This is a genomic window from Micromonospora citrea, from assembly GCF_900090315.1.
GTDB classification, from domain to species: Bacteria; Actinomycetota; Actinomycetes; order Mycobacteriales; family Micromonosporaceae; genus Micromonospora; species Micromonospora citrea.
Genome location: NZ_FMHZ01000002.1, coordinates 5,830,010 through 5,846,630 on the forward strand (window position 1 = coordinate 5,830,010; position 16,621 = coordinate 5,846,630).

Sequence of the window (16,621 nt, forward strand, 5' to 3'; positions counted from 1 at the left end):
GATCCTCCCATGCGATTGACCAGGCAAACGTAGCTTCGATCGGTGCTGATCGGAATCAGCCGAACGTTCCAGTGACCCCAGCGCGACCCCGAGCTACTCCTAACCCCAAGGCCGGCTCCTGAACCTGGCAGTCCGCATTCAGCCCGCAACCGGGTGGCAGAAGGCGGGGGGCGGCGTGAGACACCGAGATCCGTTTCCGCTGCAAGATCGCTGTGCTCAGGTCGCGCGAAGTAGGCAATTTGATCTCGTAATGCGCAGGTCCGGGGCATTGGTCTTGCCTGATCTGCGCCCGCGCCCCGCCCCCGCCGTCCCACGATCGTGGGGGAGGGAAGCGCATGAGCGGCGCTCGCGGTGTGGGCGGATGGGGCTGGAGGGGTTGAGCCCGGCCTGGCGGTGGGAGACGTCGCCGGGTGGGCCGGTGCTGGGCCGGCCTGTCGCCCCGATGCTGGCCGCGCCGGTCGACTCAGTGCCCGAGGGCCCGAACCTGGTCTATGAACCGAAGTGGGATGGGTGGCGGGCGCTGGCCTTCCGGGGAGCCTCGGACGTCTACTTGCAGTCGCGCGCCGGCAGGAATCTGACGCCGTACTTCCCGGACATCACGCGGGCGGTGCGGGCTTTCGTCCCGCCCGGCACGGTGCTCGACGGTGAATTGGTCGTCTGGGAGCGGGGGCGGACGAACTTCGCCCTGCTGCAGCGGCGGGTCACCGCCGGCCGACAGTTGCTGCGCGAGGCCCGTGAGCACCCGGCCTACTACGTCACCTTTGACCTGCTGGTGGACGCTGGCGGGGAGTCGGTGCTGGACGCCCAGCTGGTCGAGCGTCGTGCCCGGCTGGTGCGGCTGCTCGCCGGCGCTCCGCCCCAGCTGGCGGTCACCCCGCAGAGCGCCGACGTCTCCGAGGTCAGCGAATGGCTGACCACCTGGACCGCGGCCGGCGTCGAAGGGGTTGTGATCAAACGGCTCGACAGCCGGTATGAGCCTGGCCAGCGAGGGTGGGCGAAGTTCCGGGCCCGTGCCACCACGGAGGCGATCATCGGCGGAGTCACCGGCAGCATCCGCAACCCCGACACCGCTCTCCTCGGCCGGTTCGACCGGCGCGGTCGGCTGCGATACACCGGCCGGACGCACCCGCTGGCCACGCCGCAGCGCCAGGAGCTGGCGAGGCTGCTGTCCCCGCCACGTCCGACCGAGCGTCGTGTTGTCATCCATCCCTGGCCCGATCCGCTACCGGCTGCCTGGTCCGGCCAGTTCGAGCGGCCCGAGCCGCTGCGCTACGCCCAGGTCGAGCCGACCGTGGTCGCTGAGATTCAGGTGGACACCGCCTACGAGCACCACCGATGGCGTCACCGCGTCCGGTACGCGCGGCCCAGGCCGGACGTGTCGGTGTACGACGTGCCGCTGATACTCGACGAAGGCGAAGACCCCTTCTCCGACTACGCCAGGAGCGCCTGATCGACCGCGGCTGAAGTCCTGCTACAGCAACGGCGTCGCAACCAACCGGGCAACGCAAGAGAGCGGCAGGCGCGGTGCCCTGATCGATGAGCAGCTACGGAACGGCTGCCGGCTACAGCAGCCAGTCAGTAATCTCGGCGAACAGCGCTTCGGAGTCGATGTCGAAGTGTCCCCACCCAAGGGCCAGCTCGTCGAGACCCTCGGCCACCATTCGACGTTGTGAGGCTCGATTGAGTCCGAAGGGGCCCACGACCCGCAGCCCAGTCTCTGATCGGAATACTTCCGACGTCTCTCCTAGGATCGAAAGATCAACGGCGTCTGCCAGGCTAAGTTGGCGATAGCCGCCACCACTGTCGGCGCGTGTGCCTGCTCGCAGGTGCATTTCGATGAACGGCGGTGCAGCCAGTGGCATTTCGTCGTAGGACACCGCTAGGGCAGTCGGCAGGACAAGCGCGGTGCTCCATGCCGAGGTCAACACCTCGATGACCTCTGGGAGCGAAAGCCTAATGTCCGCGTCCACTGGTAGGGAAGCTCCCGAATCCACGAGCACATTACGCCACGCAGCCAGATTGATACTCAGATCCACATATCCGATCACAGACGATGAAGAGCGAAGGCTGCCGAGCTGGAGGATCGCGTTTGCTGCCAGTGCTGAGGCACCATCAGGTGCAGCAAGGCAGGCGCGCATGTGCGAACTCGTGCCGGAGTGGTAGGTGTGTAGTCCGCCCGCCGGCTGCCAAGGCGGTAAGGCGATCGTGGCGCCACGACGCGCGGAAAGGCTTGACAGCACCGCCGCGAACCCGGTGCCAGGCAGCAAAGCTTGGTGGTCCGCCCGAACCGCCCTCGACAAGGAACGAGAGCGCTGCGGAAACCCTTGCCACGAGATGTCGAGAACGGCACGGACGACGACGTCTACGTGACCGCCGTCGGGCCAATGGCTGTTGTAACTTATCTGGAAGTCAAGCCGCGGGATGGGGCGCCACATCCACGGCTCGTGCGGCGATGAGCGGATAAGGCAGCCTGCTCGCCAACTTCCGCCGTCGAGTTCCACTACCGTGGCATCACGGTCAATAATCAACGGTGTCCCGTCGGCTGGCGTCTTTGGCAACCCGATCTTGCTGATGCTGGATTCTTGATTCGCATCGCCTCCGGCACGGCACAAGCTCTCCCAGATCTGATCCGGCACGACCGCGCACCCGTGACCGGGTAGCGCGGACAAGATTGCCCCGGGTTGCTCGCTGTTGCCGGAGAGTGGCTGTATGAAGCCGGGGCCAAGCGAGGTAACCGCATCCGTTGGATGACCAAGGACTGATTCACCGCCTGCTGCGGCGTATGCGGTCTCGAACTCGCGCCTCATCGCGCCTGACCCAACGCCGACAAGCGGAACCTGTGGCTTGTCCCGCATCGGTAGCGTTGAGGCGACGGCTTCATGAAGTGCCAGGACGATGTTCTCGCGCGGACCGTCCAACGCGTTCCATCCTGCCGAGAGCAGCTTTTGAAGGTCGCTGTGCGAGAGCCACTGCGTGGCGTCGCCGTCCCGGATGGGCACCGCCACAGCCGGTGCCCTCCTCCCTTCTAGGATGTCCACAATAAACGGCTTGGCCGATTCGTGCTGACGCGGAACATCGATGACCAGCACGCCCCTGTCGCCATCGGTCGAGTAGAAGGCGATGTCAAGTCCTCTGACGTGCGGCTGGACCCGTTCCCGCGCCAACTTGCGGTAGCGGTCAAGGTCCACGACGCCGCTCGGCACGGGCCGAAGCTTCTCGATGATTTCGCGGCTGCCCTCGCGGCGGGTTGAAAACCCGACTATGAGTAGGCCACCACCTCCGTTGGCGAACGCGGCAACGTCCTTGGCCAGTTCTGCTGCGCTTCGGGGATCATCGAGTCGGTACGGCCCTGACTTGACATCAAGCCAGGCAGACTCGGGCAAGCCAACAAAGCGGGCCATTTGCCCTGTCACCAGCCAAGTTCGAGCTGACTCAATCCCACCAGTCTCCACCGCACCAGTGTGAGTCCTCGGCCCGGATGACGGGTGCAAGGGGGCCCCAGGGGCGGGTAGCAGCGGCATGTGCGCCGCTGGTCGAATCTCGTGCCAGGCTGGTGCGGCCGCTCGCTGGCGCCCGGCAGCACCTGGCGGTCACCTCGCGAAGCGCCTGGCCGAACTGAACCTTCGGCCACTGCGAGGGGGAGCTGCCCGGCGGCGCGGACCTCTGCGAACGCCACGACTCATGGGCGGAAGTGCCTTTTAGCGTGTCGTCAGGCGCGGGTGCGCGTCGGAGGTGCCCGGGGCCGGGCCCGAACTGTCGCGGCCGCGGCCCGATCAGGCGGCGTCGGAACGTCGAGGCGCGGCGATGGCTGTGGCGGCGGGCGGTGCTGTTCTCCCGGGCGGTGCGCGGCGGCCGAGCCACCGTCGAGGAACTGACCAAGGCGGCGCAGCGCTGGTGCACCCAGCAGGGCTAGGTGGTGGTCGGCGAGCACCTCGGGGCGAAGGTGGCGGGCGGCGTCGCAGACGTAAAGGAGGGCCTGGCCGACCTGGTGGTGGTGCCGTCGGCGGCGGGACTGGGCTTCGGCAAGCAGTCGTTCGAGCGGATCGCGGCGATATGCGGGTCGGGCGGCGACGTCGCCGGCGCCGGTGTGCGGTCGACGCGGACGGCAAGAAGGTCTCGGCCCCGGCCGCGGCCGAGTAGCTGGCGCCAGAGCCAAATCTGATCCGACATCGAACACGGGTGGGCCGGTCCCCATCAGCGCCGGGCTCGCCTTATTCTGACTGCTCGGGGAAGCCTTCCTTCACGCCGCTGGCTCGATGAGACGCAGGCGTCCCCGCCCATGGCCCCCGTTTGCTCGCGCGGGGTCGTAAACAGACGATCACCACCGGAAGGCAGGCGGCATGAGCAGCGCCCTTCGCGGCATCCGGAGCACCTGCGTTCCCAGGCCGGACGTGCTCGCCGGCGGCATGAGTGACAACCAGTTCGCCGCTCAGCTCGACAAGGTCGTCCGTGACCCGAGCGGCTACGAGGTCTACTCTGACGCCGACCGGTTCTTCGACCTGACGTACCCGACGAGCGGGTTGAAGCAACTCCTCGCGAAGACGTTCGGACGCCTTGCGGGCGTCGCCGGCGATGACGGCGACCACGGCGTCCTCCGCGCTGAGACGTCGTTCGGCGGCGGCAAGACCCACAGTTTGGTGGCCGTGTACCACCTCGCAAAGGGTGCCCGCCCGGCGAACGTCAACGACTTCCTCGACACGTCGCTGCTGCCCGAGGGGCCGGTTAGCGTCGCTGCCGTCGTCGGCGACGCCCTCGACCCGGTGAACGGTCTCGCCACCAACGGCCTGACGAGCCGTACTCTCTGGGGCGAGGTGGGGGCTCAGCTCGGGCCCGCCGCCCACCAGGCGCTCGCTCAGTCCGACCTGGAACGCACGGCCCCCGGGACCGAGACCCTTCGCAAGGCCCTGGGTGGCCGACCGACCGTCATCATCATCGACGAGATTGCCCAGCACCTGCGCCAGGTCGCGGAGTCCGGCAACGAGAGTGTCCGCCGCTCCGCGGCCCAGGTGCCCGTCTTTCTCAAGAACTTGTTCGAACTCGCGATGGGCGACCCCGGCGTGGTCGTCATCATCAGCCTCGCCTCCTCCGGCGACGCCTACGCCAAGGAGACCAGCGAACTCGGCCAGCTCCTCGACGGCGCCACCAGGGCTGCGACGGCCCACGCAGAGAGTGCCAGCGTGCTCTCCCGGTCGGGGCGGGTGATCCAGCCGGCGACCGATAGCGAGATCGCGGAAATCCTCAAGCGGCGGCTGTTCGAGAGCATCGATCCGGCTGCGGCGAAGGAGGCCGGGGAGGCGTACCGCGGCCTGTACGAACAAATCGGGGAAACCGTTGCGCTGGCCGGCGGCGCGGAGAGCCCGGCTCGCTACGGTGACGCTGTCGCTGCGAGCTACCCGTTCCACCCGGAGACGATCCGCGTGCTAGATAAGCGGCTCGGGAGCATCCCGAACTTCCAGCGCGCCCGTGGCTCGCTCAAGCTTCTCGCGGAAGTAGTGGCGGACCTGTGGGAAGGCACGGCCAACCCCGAGATCATCAACGTCGCCGACATCAACCTCGCTCGGCTGAACACGCTCAACCACCTCACCATCGCGATCGACCGCGCCGCCTTCTCTGGCGTCGCGAAGGTCGATCTGGCCGGCCCTGAGTCGCACTGCCACGCTGTCGATGTCGCCCGCTTCCCCGGTAAGCCGCCGTTCGCCACCCGCGCCGCCACCACGGTGTTCCTGCACTCGCTGGAGATGCGCGCAGGTGTCGGCGCCGGGCGCAGCGAGTACGTTCTAGGGTCGCTGCGCGTCGGCGAAGACCCGGAGATCCTTGACGAGGCGTTGGCCGAGGCAGAGCGGGTCTGCTGGCACCTGACCTACGACGGCACGCGCTGGCGCTTCCATACCGAGCCAAACGTTAACAAGATCGTCGAGGATGGCAAGCGCGATATCCCAAGCACCCGGGTCACCGAGGAGACCAAGGCACTCATCGCCAAGTCCTTCACCAGCGATGCCGGCGTTACTGCCGTCGTGTTTCCCACTAGCCCTGCCTCTGTTCCGGACGAGCCGCGGCTTCGAGTTGTCGCCTTCGACTACGACCACCTATCGGTGGAGGGCACCTCGTCGGCGACGGCGCCTCCTCAGGTGGTCGAGATGCGCGATCGGGCCGGAGCAGCAGGGAGCCTGCGGGCATACCGCAACGCTGTGGTGTTCGTCGTCGCTGACACCGGAGCCGTCGAGGACCTCAAGGACCGGGTCCGCTCCCAGCTAGCGCTGGAAGCCCTGGTCACCGAGCCGGCGCGCCTCGCGACGTTTGCGAAAGAGGTCAAGACGAGGGTCCGCGAGATGTACGACGACAGCGGCCTGAACGCCCGCATCGCTGTCACCCGCTGCTACAAGCATGTGTACTACCCGGTCAAGGACGCCAGCAGCAACCATCTTGCGCACCGCGAACTCCCCGCGGCGCAGAAGGGCGACACCGCCAAGAGCGTCATCCGCACCATTCGTGAGCTGCTTGTCAACGAGGGCAAGGTCCGCACCGAGCCCATCCCGACGAACTGGCTTCGACAGCGTGCCTGGGAGAAGCCCGAGTCGACGACAACTAAGAAGATCAGCGACTGGTTCTGGAGGGACCAGTCGGCGCTTCTACTACTCGACCCGACGCTGCTCACCGACGCCATTAAGAAGGGCATCGCGAACGACGGTTGGGTCTACTACGACACGCTCACCGAGAAGGCGTACAGCGCTACGTCTGCCACCCCCGCAGTTCAGCTGGTGGACACCGCCGAGCTTTACACCGCCGAGGAGGCGGCCGCTAAGGGGGTCCTCGGCCGCCCGCCTTCCCTCGGGGATGTGCTTGCCAGCGTCAGCCCGGCGACCACCGGTCCCGCACTGCGAGCCGCACTCGAGGCCCGCTGCCAGAAGGAGCCGACCAAGGCGCAGGTGGCCGACCAGCTCGCCGAGGCGTTCCGGCAGGGCAAGCTTGTCGTCACGGACGTTACCCCTGCTGCCGGTGTGAAGGCGCTAGGCGTGAAGGAAATCCGTGAGCGGAGTCTGGACGGCTTTCACATCCTTACCAAGGCCGAGGCCGACAGTCTGGGCGTCCAGTCGGCCGTCGCCAAGCCGGCGTCCAAGCGCATCGAGGCCAAGACGGGCCAAGCCGGCGTCGCGCTAAGCAACTTCCGCGACGAACTCATGGACAAGGGCAAGCCACTCGTCGAGATGCGGCTCACCGTTCGCGCCGAGCCTGGCAGGGGCCCGCAGGACATAGACCTACTCGGTATGGCTGTCGCGCAGATGCCCAAGCAGCCCGCGAAGGTCACCATCGACGTCGCCGCGTCCATGCCCGGCCTAGAAGGCGTCATCGAAATCAGGCTGGAAGGCGACAAGGCCAAGTACCAGCAGGCCAGTAGCAAGCTCGGCCCGCTTCTCAAGGCAGCGGAGGAGATCGACGGGACGCTTACTCTCACCCTCGACTTCGGGGAGAACGGCGTGACCGTAACCGACAACGCCTTCAGCACGGTCGACTCGGTCATCCGGGGCCTCGGCCCTAGCGAGCTCACAGTCGAAGGGACGCTGGCATGAGCGCCCAGCCAGCCACAGTCTCCAGGCTGCACAAGGCCGGCATCCGAACGTTCCGGCTCACCGTACAGCCCGCCCCGGCCCGGACAGGGGAAGGCGACCGGTACGGCGTTCGGCTCGAAGAGGAGTACGCCGACGGCGACCGCACCCTCGCCGCCGCGGTCGCCACCGCGACGCCGCTGCATACCGCGCGAGTCCTTGACGCCCTGGTCGCCGCCGTTCGCGCTAGCGGGCACCAGGCCGGCGTTCTGTCCGTGTCCCGACGCAAGCCCATCCACTTGGACGAAGCCGCTGGCGTCCGGCTCGCGCTCGCGCTGCTCGCCGCGCAGCCCGTCAGCAAGCCCGAGCGCATCCGGCGCATTGTTGCTGGGGTCTCCGCCATGAGCACCGAGGAGACCTACTACTGGTACGCCAAGGCCGTCGGGCCGGCCGCCGAGCGGGTCCGGCGAGCGCTTCGGATTTTCCTGGCGGAGGAGTGACCGTGTCCACTGGAAGCAGCTCTAATCGCGTACTCATCGAAGACTGGCTGCCCGTTGCGGAACTGAGCATCGAGTCACGCCGGGAACGGGGGGCGGTGCATGCTCTCCCCCCGCTCTCGTTCCTGCACGTGTGGTGGGCACGTCGACCACTCGTCGCGAGCGCCGCTGTGGTACTCGGCGGGCTGCTGCCAACCTGGTCACAGGAACTCGCGTCCGCCATCTCGAGCGAACACCTCAAGGACAGCTCTGCGTATCGAGCCTGGTTCAGGCGGCTCATCGGTATCTGGGGCGACCCCATCACGGCGCAAAGAGCAGCGGACCATGCCAAGGCGAGCGGTGTGCCCCTGCAAGACAACCCCTTCACCTACCGACAGGCCTACCGAAACCCCATCCCTCTTGCGGACATCGAGCTGCTACACAAGGTGCTCGCGCACACATGGGGAGATCTGCCGCAGGTTGCCGATCCGACAGCCGGTGGGGGAAGCATCCCCTTTGCATCGGCGAGGCTGGGTCTCCCGACCTATGCCAACGACCTCAACGGCGTCGCAGCGTCCGTTCTCGCCGCAGGCGTCAAGCTCGCGGCGGAACGGGGACTCGACATCGCCGAGGACCTAGACCGCTGGGGGAAGGTCCTCGTCAAGCGAGTCACTGATCGCCTCAAGCCGTACTTTCCCTCCGGCCGAGGGGAGCAGGTAGCGAACTTCATTTGGGTAAACGCGATCGCGTGCCCACGTACCGGCCGCTTGATCCCTCTGCTCCCAGACAAGTGGCTGCGGAAGACACCGGGGTTTGAGGTGGCCGTGGAGGCCGTCACGACCACGGAGGACGGCACGGACCTCCGGGAGCCGACATTCGTCGTCGTACAGGGTAATGCGGTAGACCGGCATGACGCAGGTCAGGGCTTCATCGCGCGCGGCGCAGCCCTCAGCCCGTACAGCGGCATGGTCGTTGATGGCGAGTACGTGAAGGCCGAGGCCCAAGCGGGTCGAATGACTCAACTGCTGTACGCGGTGGCCTTCCGCGACCACAAGGGCAAGCGCTCGTTCCGCAGCCCGACGCCCGCCGATTTGGACGCCATCGCGTCCGCGTCCAAGGAACTGGCACGGGTCCGCCGGGAGTGGGAGGCGAACGGTTACCTGCCGACGGAGGATATCGCTGAAGGTAACTATGACCGCGGCCATCGGATGTACGGGATGTTTCGTTGGGCTGACCTCTTCACGGATCGCCAGCTCTTGGTTCACGGCACCTTCGCTGAGGAGTTCGCCAAGCTCGCGCGCGAGGTCCGGTCGGTAGCGCCGAACAACGCCGACGCAGTGCTGCACGTGCTGGCCATGATGCAGGGCAAGGCGCTGAACTACAACAGCCGACTGTGCTCTTGGCACACCCCGAAGCAGACCATGCGGTCGGTCTTCGAAAAGCACAACTTCTCGTTCAAGTGGACCTTCGCCGAGTTCGAGGGAGCCACCGAGCTCTATCCCTGGTGCCTGGATCAGGCGATCCGGACGTACGAGGGCGTCGCCAGCTTGCTTGCGAACACGGGCATCGACCCCATCGACGGCAAGACCCGGCTACACCGCGAAGTGACAGTCACGCAAGGCTCCGCTGGCGCCCTGTCGCTGCCGGACCGCAGCATCGCTCACGTCTGCATGGATCCGCCATACTACGACAACGTCATGTACGCCGAGCTCAGTGATTTCTTCTACGTGTGGGAGAAGCGGACGATCGGCCGAATCATGCCGGAGTTCTTCGCCGGGGACCTAGCGGATAAGGACAACGAGGCCGTCGCCAACGTCGCACGGTTTGCACACATGGGCAAGCGCACGCGAGTTCTCGCCGACGCGGACTACGAGGCGAAGATGACGGCCATCTTCAGCGAGGCCAGGCGTGTTCTTCGTGACGATGGCGTGCTGACGGTGATGTTTACGCACAAGCGCGCGGAGGCGTGGGACACGCTCGGCATGGGTCTGCTGAAGGCTGGCTTCACCATCGAGGCATCGTGGCCCGTCAACACGGAGGCGGAGCATTCACTCCACCAGTCCGGTGTGAACTCCGCGGCCAGCACGATCATGCTCGTCTGCCGGAAGCGAAGCTTGCAGGCGGCGACCGCCGTGGATGTATACCTGGAGGACATCGAGGGCGAGGTGAGACAGGTCGCCCGCGAGTCCGTCGAGCGATTCCGCGCCGACGGCATTGACGGCGTCGACCTGCTGCTGTCGGCCTATGGCCCGACGCTCGGCGTCGTCAGCCAGCACTGGCCGGTACATAGCAGCGAGGCTGATGAGAGCGGGCGCGCTAGACTTCTTCGCCCCGAGGAGGCGTTAGGCATCGCCCGGTCGGAAATCGTGCGTGTCCAGCGCGCGCGCCTCGTCGGCCACCCGATCGAGTTCGACCCACTGACGGACTTCGTCGTGGCGTTCTGGGACGTGGTGAAGGACGACACCGCGACGTTCGACGAAGGACGCCGGCTGGCCCTGGCCGTCGGTGGCCTCGACATCGACGAACTCCAGCGCTCAAAGATCGTGGAGAAGAAGGCCGGCACGGTGCGGCTGCTCAGCCCGAAGGAGCGGGTACGCCCACGTGCGGGAGACGAAGAACTGCCGGGCGTCCGCCCGCAGGCTGCGTCCTTCGGCAGCCTGATCGACGCGGTGCACACCGTATGCCTGGTCGCAGACGAGGACGGTCTGGCGCACGCGAAGGCCATCATGGACCGCGTCGGCCTATCGAAGGACAGTCGGTTCGTCGCGGCAGTGCAAGCCTTGGTCAACGCAGTACCTCGGGTGAAGGCGAAGGGCGCATTCGTGCTGCCGCTCGCCGGCAGCCTCGACCGGCTCGTCACGGCCTATCTCCCGCAGGTGACTGTCCCGCACGATCCGGCGAAGAAGGAGACGCTGGTGCAGGGCGACATGCTCGCGGACCTGCTCGCGTGACCCAGCCGGCTTTCACAGTGCCTGCGGCAGGGCCTGTAGCTCAGGCCCTGCCGGAGTCGGACTTCACCCAGGTCGCGCTGCGGGTTGCGTACTCGACCGGCGAGCAGCCGCTCACCCGGTTCTACGTGCCGCTGCTGGCGCGTGCGACGGGGTACAAGCGGCTCGTCGGCTACTTCAGCGCGCAGGTCTTGGCGCGGGCCGCCGCTGGCTTCGCGCCATTCGCCGCCCGCCGAGGAAAGATGCAGCTCGTAGTGGGCGCGCAACTCTCCGATGAGGACGTCGACGCCGTCCTGCGCGGCGAGCCGCTAGACCAGGTCGTCGCCGAGCGACTGTGCCTTGAACCGCTCACCGAAGGCGTGAGCATCGTTCAGAAGGAGCACTTGCGGCTATTAGCATGGATGCTGCGCGAGGGTTTGCTGGAGCTCCGCGTCGGGGTGCCGGTTGACAGCGACGGCAAGCCGCTGCGGCCGGAGCAGGCCCGTCGCTACTTCCACTCCAAGTACGGGCTGTTCACTGATGCGCTTGGCCGGCAGGTCGCGTTCTCTGGCAGCGACAATGAAACGGTCGCCGGGTGGACCGGCAACCACGAGACCTTCCACGTCTATTGGTCGTGGAATGACGCCGTGTGGCCGCTGTACGGCGCGGATGTCACTCGCCGGTTGGAGCAGCACTGGGACGGTACGCCGGACACGGGCTGGGCAGTGCTGCCGGTTCCGACTGCACTGCGGCAGGGTCTCATCAACATCGTTCCGGCTGGCTGGACCCCGCCCGCGCAGGACCCCGACCCGCGGCTCCGCGACTTCGACGTGCCGGACGACCCGCTGGGCGGAGGCCCTGCGCCGGGCTGGACCTCCACGCCGGCAGAGGACTCGAAGGCCGACGAGAATGCAGTCGAGGCCGACCGGGTCAGGCTGCTGGAGATTCTGCGCGCTCCGCTGTCCCGCACCATGGTGGGCGTGGCGAGCGCGGCGGCCGTGCCGCTGCCGCACCAGCAGCTCATCGCGGTGCGGGCGGTGGAGACCTACCCGCGCGGCTATCTGCTTGCGGACGAGGTCGGCTTAGGCAAGACAATCGAGGCGGGGCTAATTCTGCGCGAGCTGCTCCTGTCCGGCCGGGCTGAGACGGCGCTCCTGCTGGTCCCCGCAAGCGTGATGTCGCAGTGGCAGGAGGAGCTCCACGAGAAGATCAGCCTGGACGTACCGCGGTATGAAGGCGGCGTGTTCCTTGATCGGCACAACCGAGAGGTCCCGTCCGAGCCAACCGCAAACCCGTGGACGGCGTTCCCGGTCGTACTCGCGTCCTCCCATCTGGCGCGGCGCGCCGATCGGCGCGCGCAGGTCCTCGCCGGTAGCTGGGACGTGGTGCTGGTTGACGAGGCGCACCACGCCCGCCGGCGCGGGCTGAAGGCCAACGGCACGCCGAACACGCTGCTGGGCCTGCTGCAGACGATGAAGGCACAGCAGTCCTGGAAGGCGCTATACCTAGCGTCGGCCACCCCTATGCAGATGGCACCGCACGAGGCGTGGGACCTCATCGAACTCCTCGGTCTGCCAGGCGAGTGGTCCGAATCCGCGGACAAGTTCGTCCGGTACTTCGCCGAGCTCCGCCGACCGCACGCCGACCGTGACTGGGCGCTCCTGTCGCGCATGCTCCGCGACGAGCTCGACGCGCCGGATGCCGCCGCCGACGAGCCGCTGAGGAACCGGGTCGTCAGCGAGCTAGGGCCGGTGGTCTCGCGCAGCATATTGCGGCTGCACCAGCCGCCGCCGCCCAGTCGCCAACGCGTCCTCGGGTGGAAGATCCGACAATGCGAACTCGCCGACGAGTGGCTGCGGGCCCACACGCCAATGCGCGACCGAGTGTTCCGGCATACCCGCGGCACGATGCGCCGTTACCAAGAGCAGGGTCTGCTACCCGCCGACCTCATCATTCCGCGACGCACGATCCGCGACGAGTTCATCGAGCTGTCCCCGGCCGAGTGGACGTTATACGAGCGCATCGATGCTTACATCAGTCGCTACTACAACGCCTACATGGCCGCCGGCCCAGGCAACCCCGCCGCCAGAGCCCTCGGTTTCATCATGACGGTGTACCGGCGCCGCCTGACCAGCAGCTTCCAGGCCGTCCGGTTGTCGCTCAAGCGGCGCCGGGATGCGCTCGCCGCCGGACGGGCGCTCGCCATCTCCGAGCTGCTCGATCCTGACGACAAGACAGCAACTGAAGACGACGAAAGCGGAGTCGACCTGACTGGCGTCGCGGACCCGATCTCGGCCGATCTGCTGGCCGCCGAGATCGCCGAACTCGACTCGTTCATCGCTGACATAGAGGCGCTCGGCGGTCAGGACACGAAGGCCGAGCAGCTCTACGGCGACCTCAATGAGGCTCTCCTTAGCGGCTACGACAGTGTCGTGCTGTTTACGCAGTACACCGACACGATGGACTACCTACGAGACCGGCTCGCTGGCCCATACCAGCGCGTTGCGTGCTACTCCGGCCGAGGCGGCGAGCGGTGGGACCCCGCCACGTCCACTTGGACGAAGATCACGAAGAACGAGCTCAAGCAGCTGTTTCGGGAGGGCGAGATCCGCATCCTGCTCGGCACCGACAGCATGAGCGAGGGTCTGAACCTGCAGACCAGCGGCCGGCTGTTCAACTACGACATGCCCTGGAACCTCATGCGGGTGGAACAGCGCATCGGACGCGTCGACCGGATCGGTGCCTCGCACGAGGTCGTGACCATCAGCAACTACTTCTACGCTGACACCGTCGAGCAGGCGATCTACTCGTCCATCAAGGACGACTTCGGTGACTTTACGGAGATCGTGGGCGATGCCCAGCCGGTCCTCGCCGCCACCGAGGCGGCGATCAAGGCAGCGGCGATGGCTGCCGGCCCTGCCCAGCGGGACGCCGCAGCGGCCCAAGCCGCCCGCGATATTCGGGACCGAGTGCAGGAGGCCACCAGCGGCGACGTGCGCCTATCGGATGCGGAGCAGCAGACCCTGTCCGTTCCCGAGCTCCACCCATCCGACACCCTCGCCGATTTGGCCGCGGCCATTGTCGGCAACAAGGCCGTCGCGCCGTGGCTAACAGCCGACCCCACCGAGGAGGGCGCCTGGGAACTCGCGCTCCCGGGTGCGCCGCCGCAGCTCGTGTCCTTTGACCGTGCCGTGGTCGATGCGAGTAAGCGCGATGTGGCGTTGTTCACTTGGGGAACCGCGGAGGCGAAAGCCTTGGCGGAACGGCTGGAGGCAGCTACACCGGGTGACGCGATCCTGCCGGCGCCGCGCCAGGCGTGCGACGGGGGGTGAGCGTATAGGGGTACGTGGCGCGGGCAGGTGCATGCACCTATGGTCAAGCTCTCGCTTGGACCGCCAGGTCAAGTCTCTCGATGAAGTCGCGGCACGCCGAGGCGGCTGCTGCGAGGCTGTCGTCGGAGAGCACGATTCTGTTGTCGTTGACTGTAATGCCTGCCGCCTTGAGCTTCGACTTGACGCTATTCTCGCTCCGCAGCTGGCGCCTCGTCAGCTTCCCCAGGCCGTGGGCTACGGCGTTGCGCGCCTCGGCTAGTCGTTCTACCGCCTTCCAGTCCTCACCGACACCGAGCCAGTCCTTATAGGACTTCTTTTGATCTTGCCAGGTGCTAGTGCCGCGGATGACGGCCTCGTCGGCCACCTTGGTGGCGGTGGCGTTCCCTGTGCCCACGACTGATCGGTCGACTTCGCGCGACAGCATGTCCGACGCGAACGCCTCGGTGATCGACAGCAGCCTCACCAGTGTGGCTTGGCATCTGTCCTGGATCGGATCGCCATCTGGCGCAGTCCGCAGTCGCGGGCGCGGCCGCGGTTTGAGGGCCGCGACCGCAGAGCGGTGCGCGCCAAGGGTGCGGAACAGCAGCGCCGACGCCGCTTCGGCATCGGCCGATGGGACCTGCGGGACCGGGGTGGTCATTGCGGGGCCGCGGCAGTGAGCAGCAAGCGGTCCAACTCGTCGTCAGCTGTGGCTTCGGCTCTCTCGCGGTCAAGGCCAATCAAGCCCCAAAAGGCCAGGCGCCGCCATTCCGGGCCGACCCGCTCGACAGCGGCTGCCACCAGGTCGGGGTCTCCTCGGCCGATTCGCCCCAAGGCGGCCGCGGCGGTGGCAGCTAGGCCATCGTGGCCGTCGGCGGCGCACTCGGCGAGCCAGTCTTCGTGGCCGTGTCTGCTCCGTGCACGCCGCAAGCCGCCAGCAGCGTGTGCGAGCCACATGGCCTGCCATGCGCTGAGGATGTCGCCGCTGACGGCTTCGTCCAGCGCGCTGCGGATCTGGGTCCGCGCGCGCGGGCTCTTCTGGGAGTATGCATCGATATATGAAGCCACCTGTGGCGTGAGAGCGGGCTCATAGCGGAGCAAGTCGGATAACAAGGTGAGCGGACCGTCGTCGCCGGCCGCACCAAGCGCTGGCAAGGCGCGGCCGAGCAGAGACTGCGTGACCGCGGCGTCTTGGCCAGCCTGCGTCTCTTCGGACTCGTCCTCGGCTACCCACAGTTCCCACGCCCGCTGCGCGGCCCGGAGACGCTGCGGGTTGACTTCTTCCGAGGCTTCCTCGTCGCCCGTGGCGAGCGCTTCGTCCTCATCAACACTGCTGCCCAACGGTGAGGTGCCGAGCATCAATGGGGCCTCAGCGTCGCCGTCAGCTTCGCCGTAGTCTGGGTCTAGGAACCCCAGGCCGTCGAAGGGCGCCTCGTCGTCGGCAAACAGGCGCTGTTCCGCGTCGGCGAACGACGTCAGAGACCTCTGGTAGTTCTCCACGCCGTAGGTGTAGGTCTTGCGCTCGTTGAGCACCAAGCCGAGGGCCCGGACCTCCATCGCGCACGCTTCCAGCGCGGTGCGGGCTTCGCCGAGTGAAGGAGAGGCAATCCGGAAATCGTCAGAGTAAGTAGACACGGCATGTCCCCGGCGCAGCAGGCGCCTGCGAACTGGGTCGATGTAGGCATCGCCCAGGACGTCGCTAGAAGGATGCACCTGCGGCAGCCCGACGCGGCGGCAAAGAACCGAAGCCAGAAGGTCGGCCAGCGCGTCGACGGCCAGCTCCTCGCCGGTCTGTGCGATCAGCTCAGCACACAGCACGTCGTGGTCGATGAACTCGTAGTAGGCCGTCACGTCTGTCTTGCTGATGTACTGGGTGCCCTGGACGCCGAGTGGCGCGCGTCGGAACTCTTCGATCGGCACCCGGCTGCGCAGCCGCTCCGGCAGCGCCTCGCTGATGAGTTCCACTAGCGCCCGGTACAGCACCCTGTCCTCGAGAGTCATGACGTGCAGCGGCCGGACGCCTCGCCACCCCTTGTCCGCAAACACGATGCTGGCGTTTCTTCCAGAAGGGCCGCGTCGCAGCTGTGGGCGCAGCCAGGTCTCCACCGCGGACGAGTCCAGGGCGAGGGCCGCGTAATCCCAGCGGCGGGGCAACAGTCGGTTGCGTGACGACAGCTCGAGCGCGACGGCCTTGGGCAGGTCCGCGCGGCGCAGGAGGCTGCGGTCAATCGGCACGCTCGTTCCTCCGTCGAGATGATGGGTGCAGGTCTTCTTCAAACTGCGGTGGCGCGCATCCGCCACGGGCACACGGTAGAGCAGGTGGGCAAGATCCCGCCGCCTGTCCGGCCGCAGTTGGTTTGCAT

General features: G+C 67.0%; 9 protein-coding genes. 6 read left to right on the top strand and 3 right to left on the bottom strand.

The features are described from left to right. Positions 1-361: 361 nt before the first annotated feature. Positions 362-1,450, top strand: a complete 1,089-nt coding sequence (locus GA0070606_RS26650) for an ATP-dependent DNA ligase (protein WP_245724816.1) — start codon at positions 362-364, stop codon at positions 1,448-1,450. 112 nt (positions 1,451-1,562) lie between these two features. On the opposite strand, the gene GA0070606_RS32185 is transcribed toward GA0070606_RS26650, so the two are convergent. Then, entirely contained in the window at positions 1,563-3,452 is a 1,890-nt protein-coding gene (locus GA0070606_RS32185) for an AlbA family DNA-binding domain-containing protein (protein WP_141721815.1), read from the bottom strand. Between the two features lie 461 nt (positions 3,453-3,913). On the opposite strand from GA0070606_RS32185, the gene GA0070606_RS26655 reads away from it, so the two are divergent. The 5 genes from GA0070606_RS26655 (at position 3,914) to GA0070606_RS26675 (ending at position 14,279) form a co-directional block, all read left to right on the top strand. Next, on the top strand, positions 3,914-4,162 hold the full coding sequence (locus GA0070606_RS26655) for a hypothetical protein (protein ID WP_091105660.1): 249 nt from the start codon (positions 3,914-3,916) through the stop codon (positions 4,160-4,162). A gap of 178 nt (positions 4,163-4,340) precedes the next feature. After that, a complete protein-coding gene (locus tag GA0070606_RS26660) occupies positions 4,341-7,568 on the top strand; it encodes an ATP-binding protein (protein WP_091105663.1) in 3,228 nt (1,075 codons plus the stop codon). After that, on the top strand, positions 7,565-8,044 hold the full coding sequence (locus GA0070606_RS26665) for a DUF7680 family protein (RefSeq protein WP_091105665.1): 480 nt from the start codon (positions 7,565-7,567) through the stop codon (positions 8,042-8,044). Before GA0070606_RS26660 ends, GA0070606_RS26665 begins: the two co-directional genes overlap by 4 nt. A gap of 2 nt (positions 8,045-8,046) precedes the next feature. Continuing rightward, the gene (locus tag GA0070606_RS26670) at positions 8,047-10,971 is read left to right on the top strand and encodes a DUF1156 domain-containing protein (RefSeq protein ID WP_176737425.1); all 2,925 of its coding nucleotides are present in this window, start codon (positions 8,047-8,049) and stop codon (positions 10,969-10,971) included. Beyond that, complete coding sequence (locus GA0070606_RS26675) at positions 10,968-14,279, top strand: DEAD/DEAH box helicase (RefSeq protein WP_176737426.1); 3,312 nt, start codon at positions 10,968-10,970, stop codon at positions 14,277-14,279. Before GA0070606_RS26670 ends, GA0070606_RS26675 begins: the two co-directional genes overlap by 4 nt. Before the next feature lie 43 nt (positions 14,280-14,322). Here GA0070606_RS26675 and GA0070606_RS26680 read toward each other — a convergent pair whose 3' ends face one another. Both GA0070606_RS26680 and GA0070606_RS26685 read right to left on the bottom strand, forming a co-directional pair. Continuing rightward, positions 14,323-14,919: a hypothetical protein gene (locus GA0070606_RS26680; protein WP_141721817.1), complete on the bottom strand. Its 597-nt coding sequence runs from the start codon at positions 14,917-14,919 to the stop codon at positions 14,323-14,325. Continuing rightward, entirely contained in the window at positions 14,916-16,559 is a 1,644-nt protein-coding gene (locus GA0070606_RS26685; protein ID WP_141721818.1) for an RNA-directed DNA polymerase, read from the bottom strand. The genes GA0070606_RS26680 and GA0070606_RS26685 overlap by 4 nt, the downstream gene beginning before the upstream one ends. Positions 16,560-16,621: the final 62 nt, after the last annotated feature.

Excerpts from the sequence above, each read along its gene's own strand:
- GA0070606_RS26650 (WP_245724816.1), top strand. The coding sequence starts at position 362 with ATGGGGCTGGAGGGGTTGAGCCCGGCCTGGCGGTGGGAGACGTCGCCG.
- GA0070606_RS26660 (WP_091105663.1), top strand. The coding sequence starts at position 4,341 with ATGAGCAGCGCCCTTCGCGGCATCCGGAGCACCTGCGTTCCCAGGCCG.
- GA0070606_RS26665 (WP_091105665.1), top strand. The coding sequence starts at position 7,565 with ATGAGCGCCCAGCCAGCCACAGTCTCCAGGCTGCACAAGGCCGGCATC.
- GA0070606_RS26680 (WP_141721817.1), bottom strand. The coding sequence starts at position 14,919 with ATGACCACCCCGGTCCCGCAGGTCCCATCGGCCGATGCCGAAGCGGCG.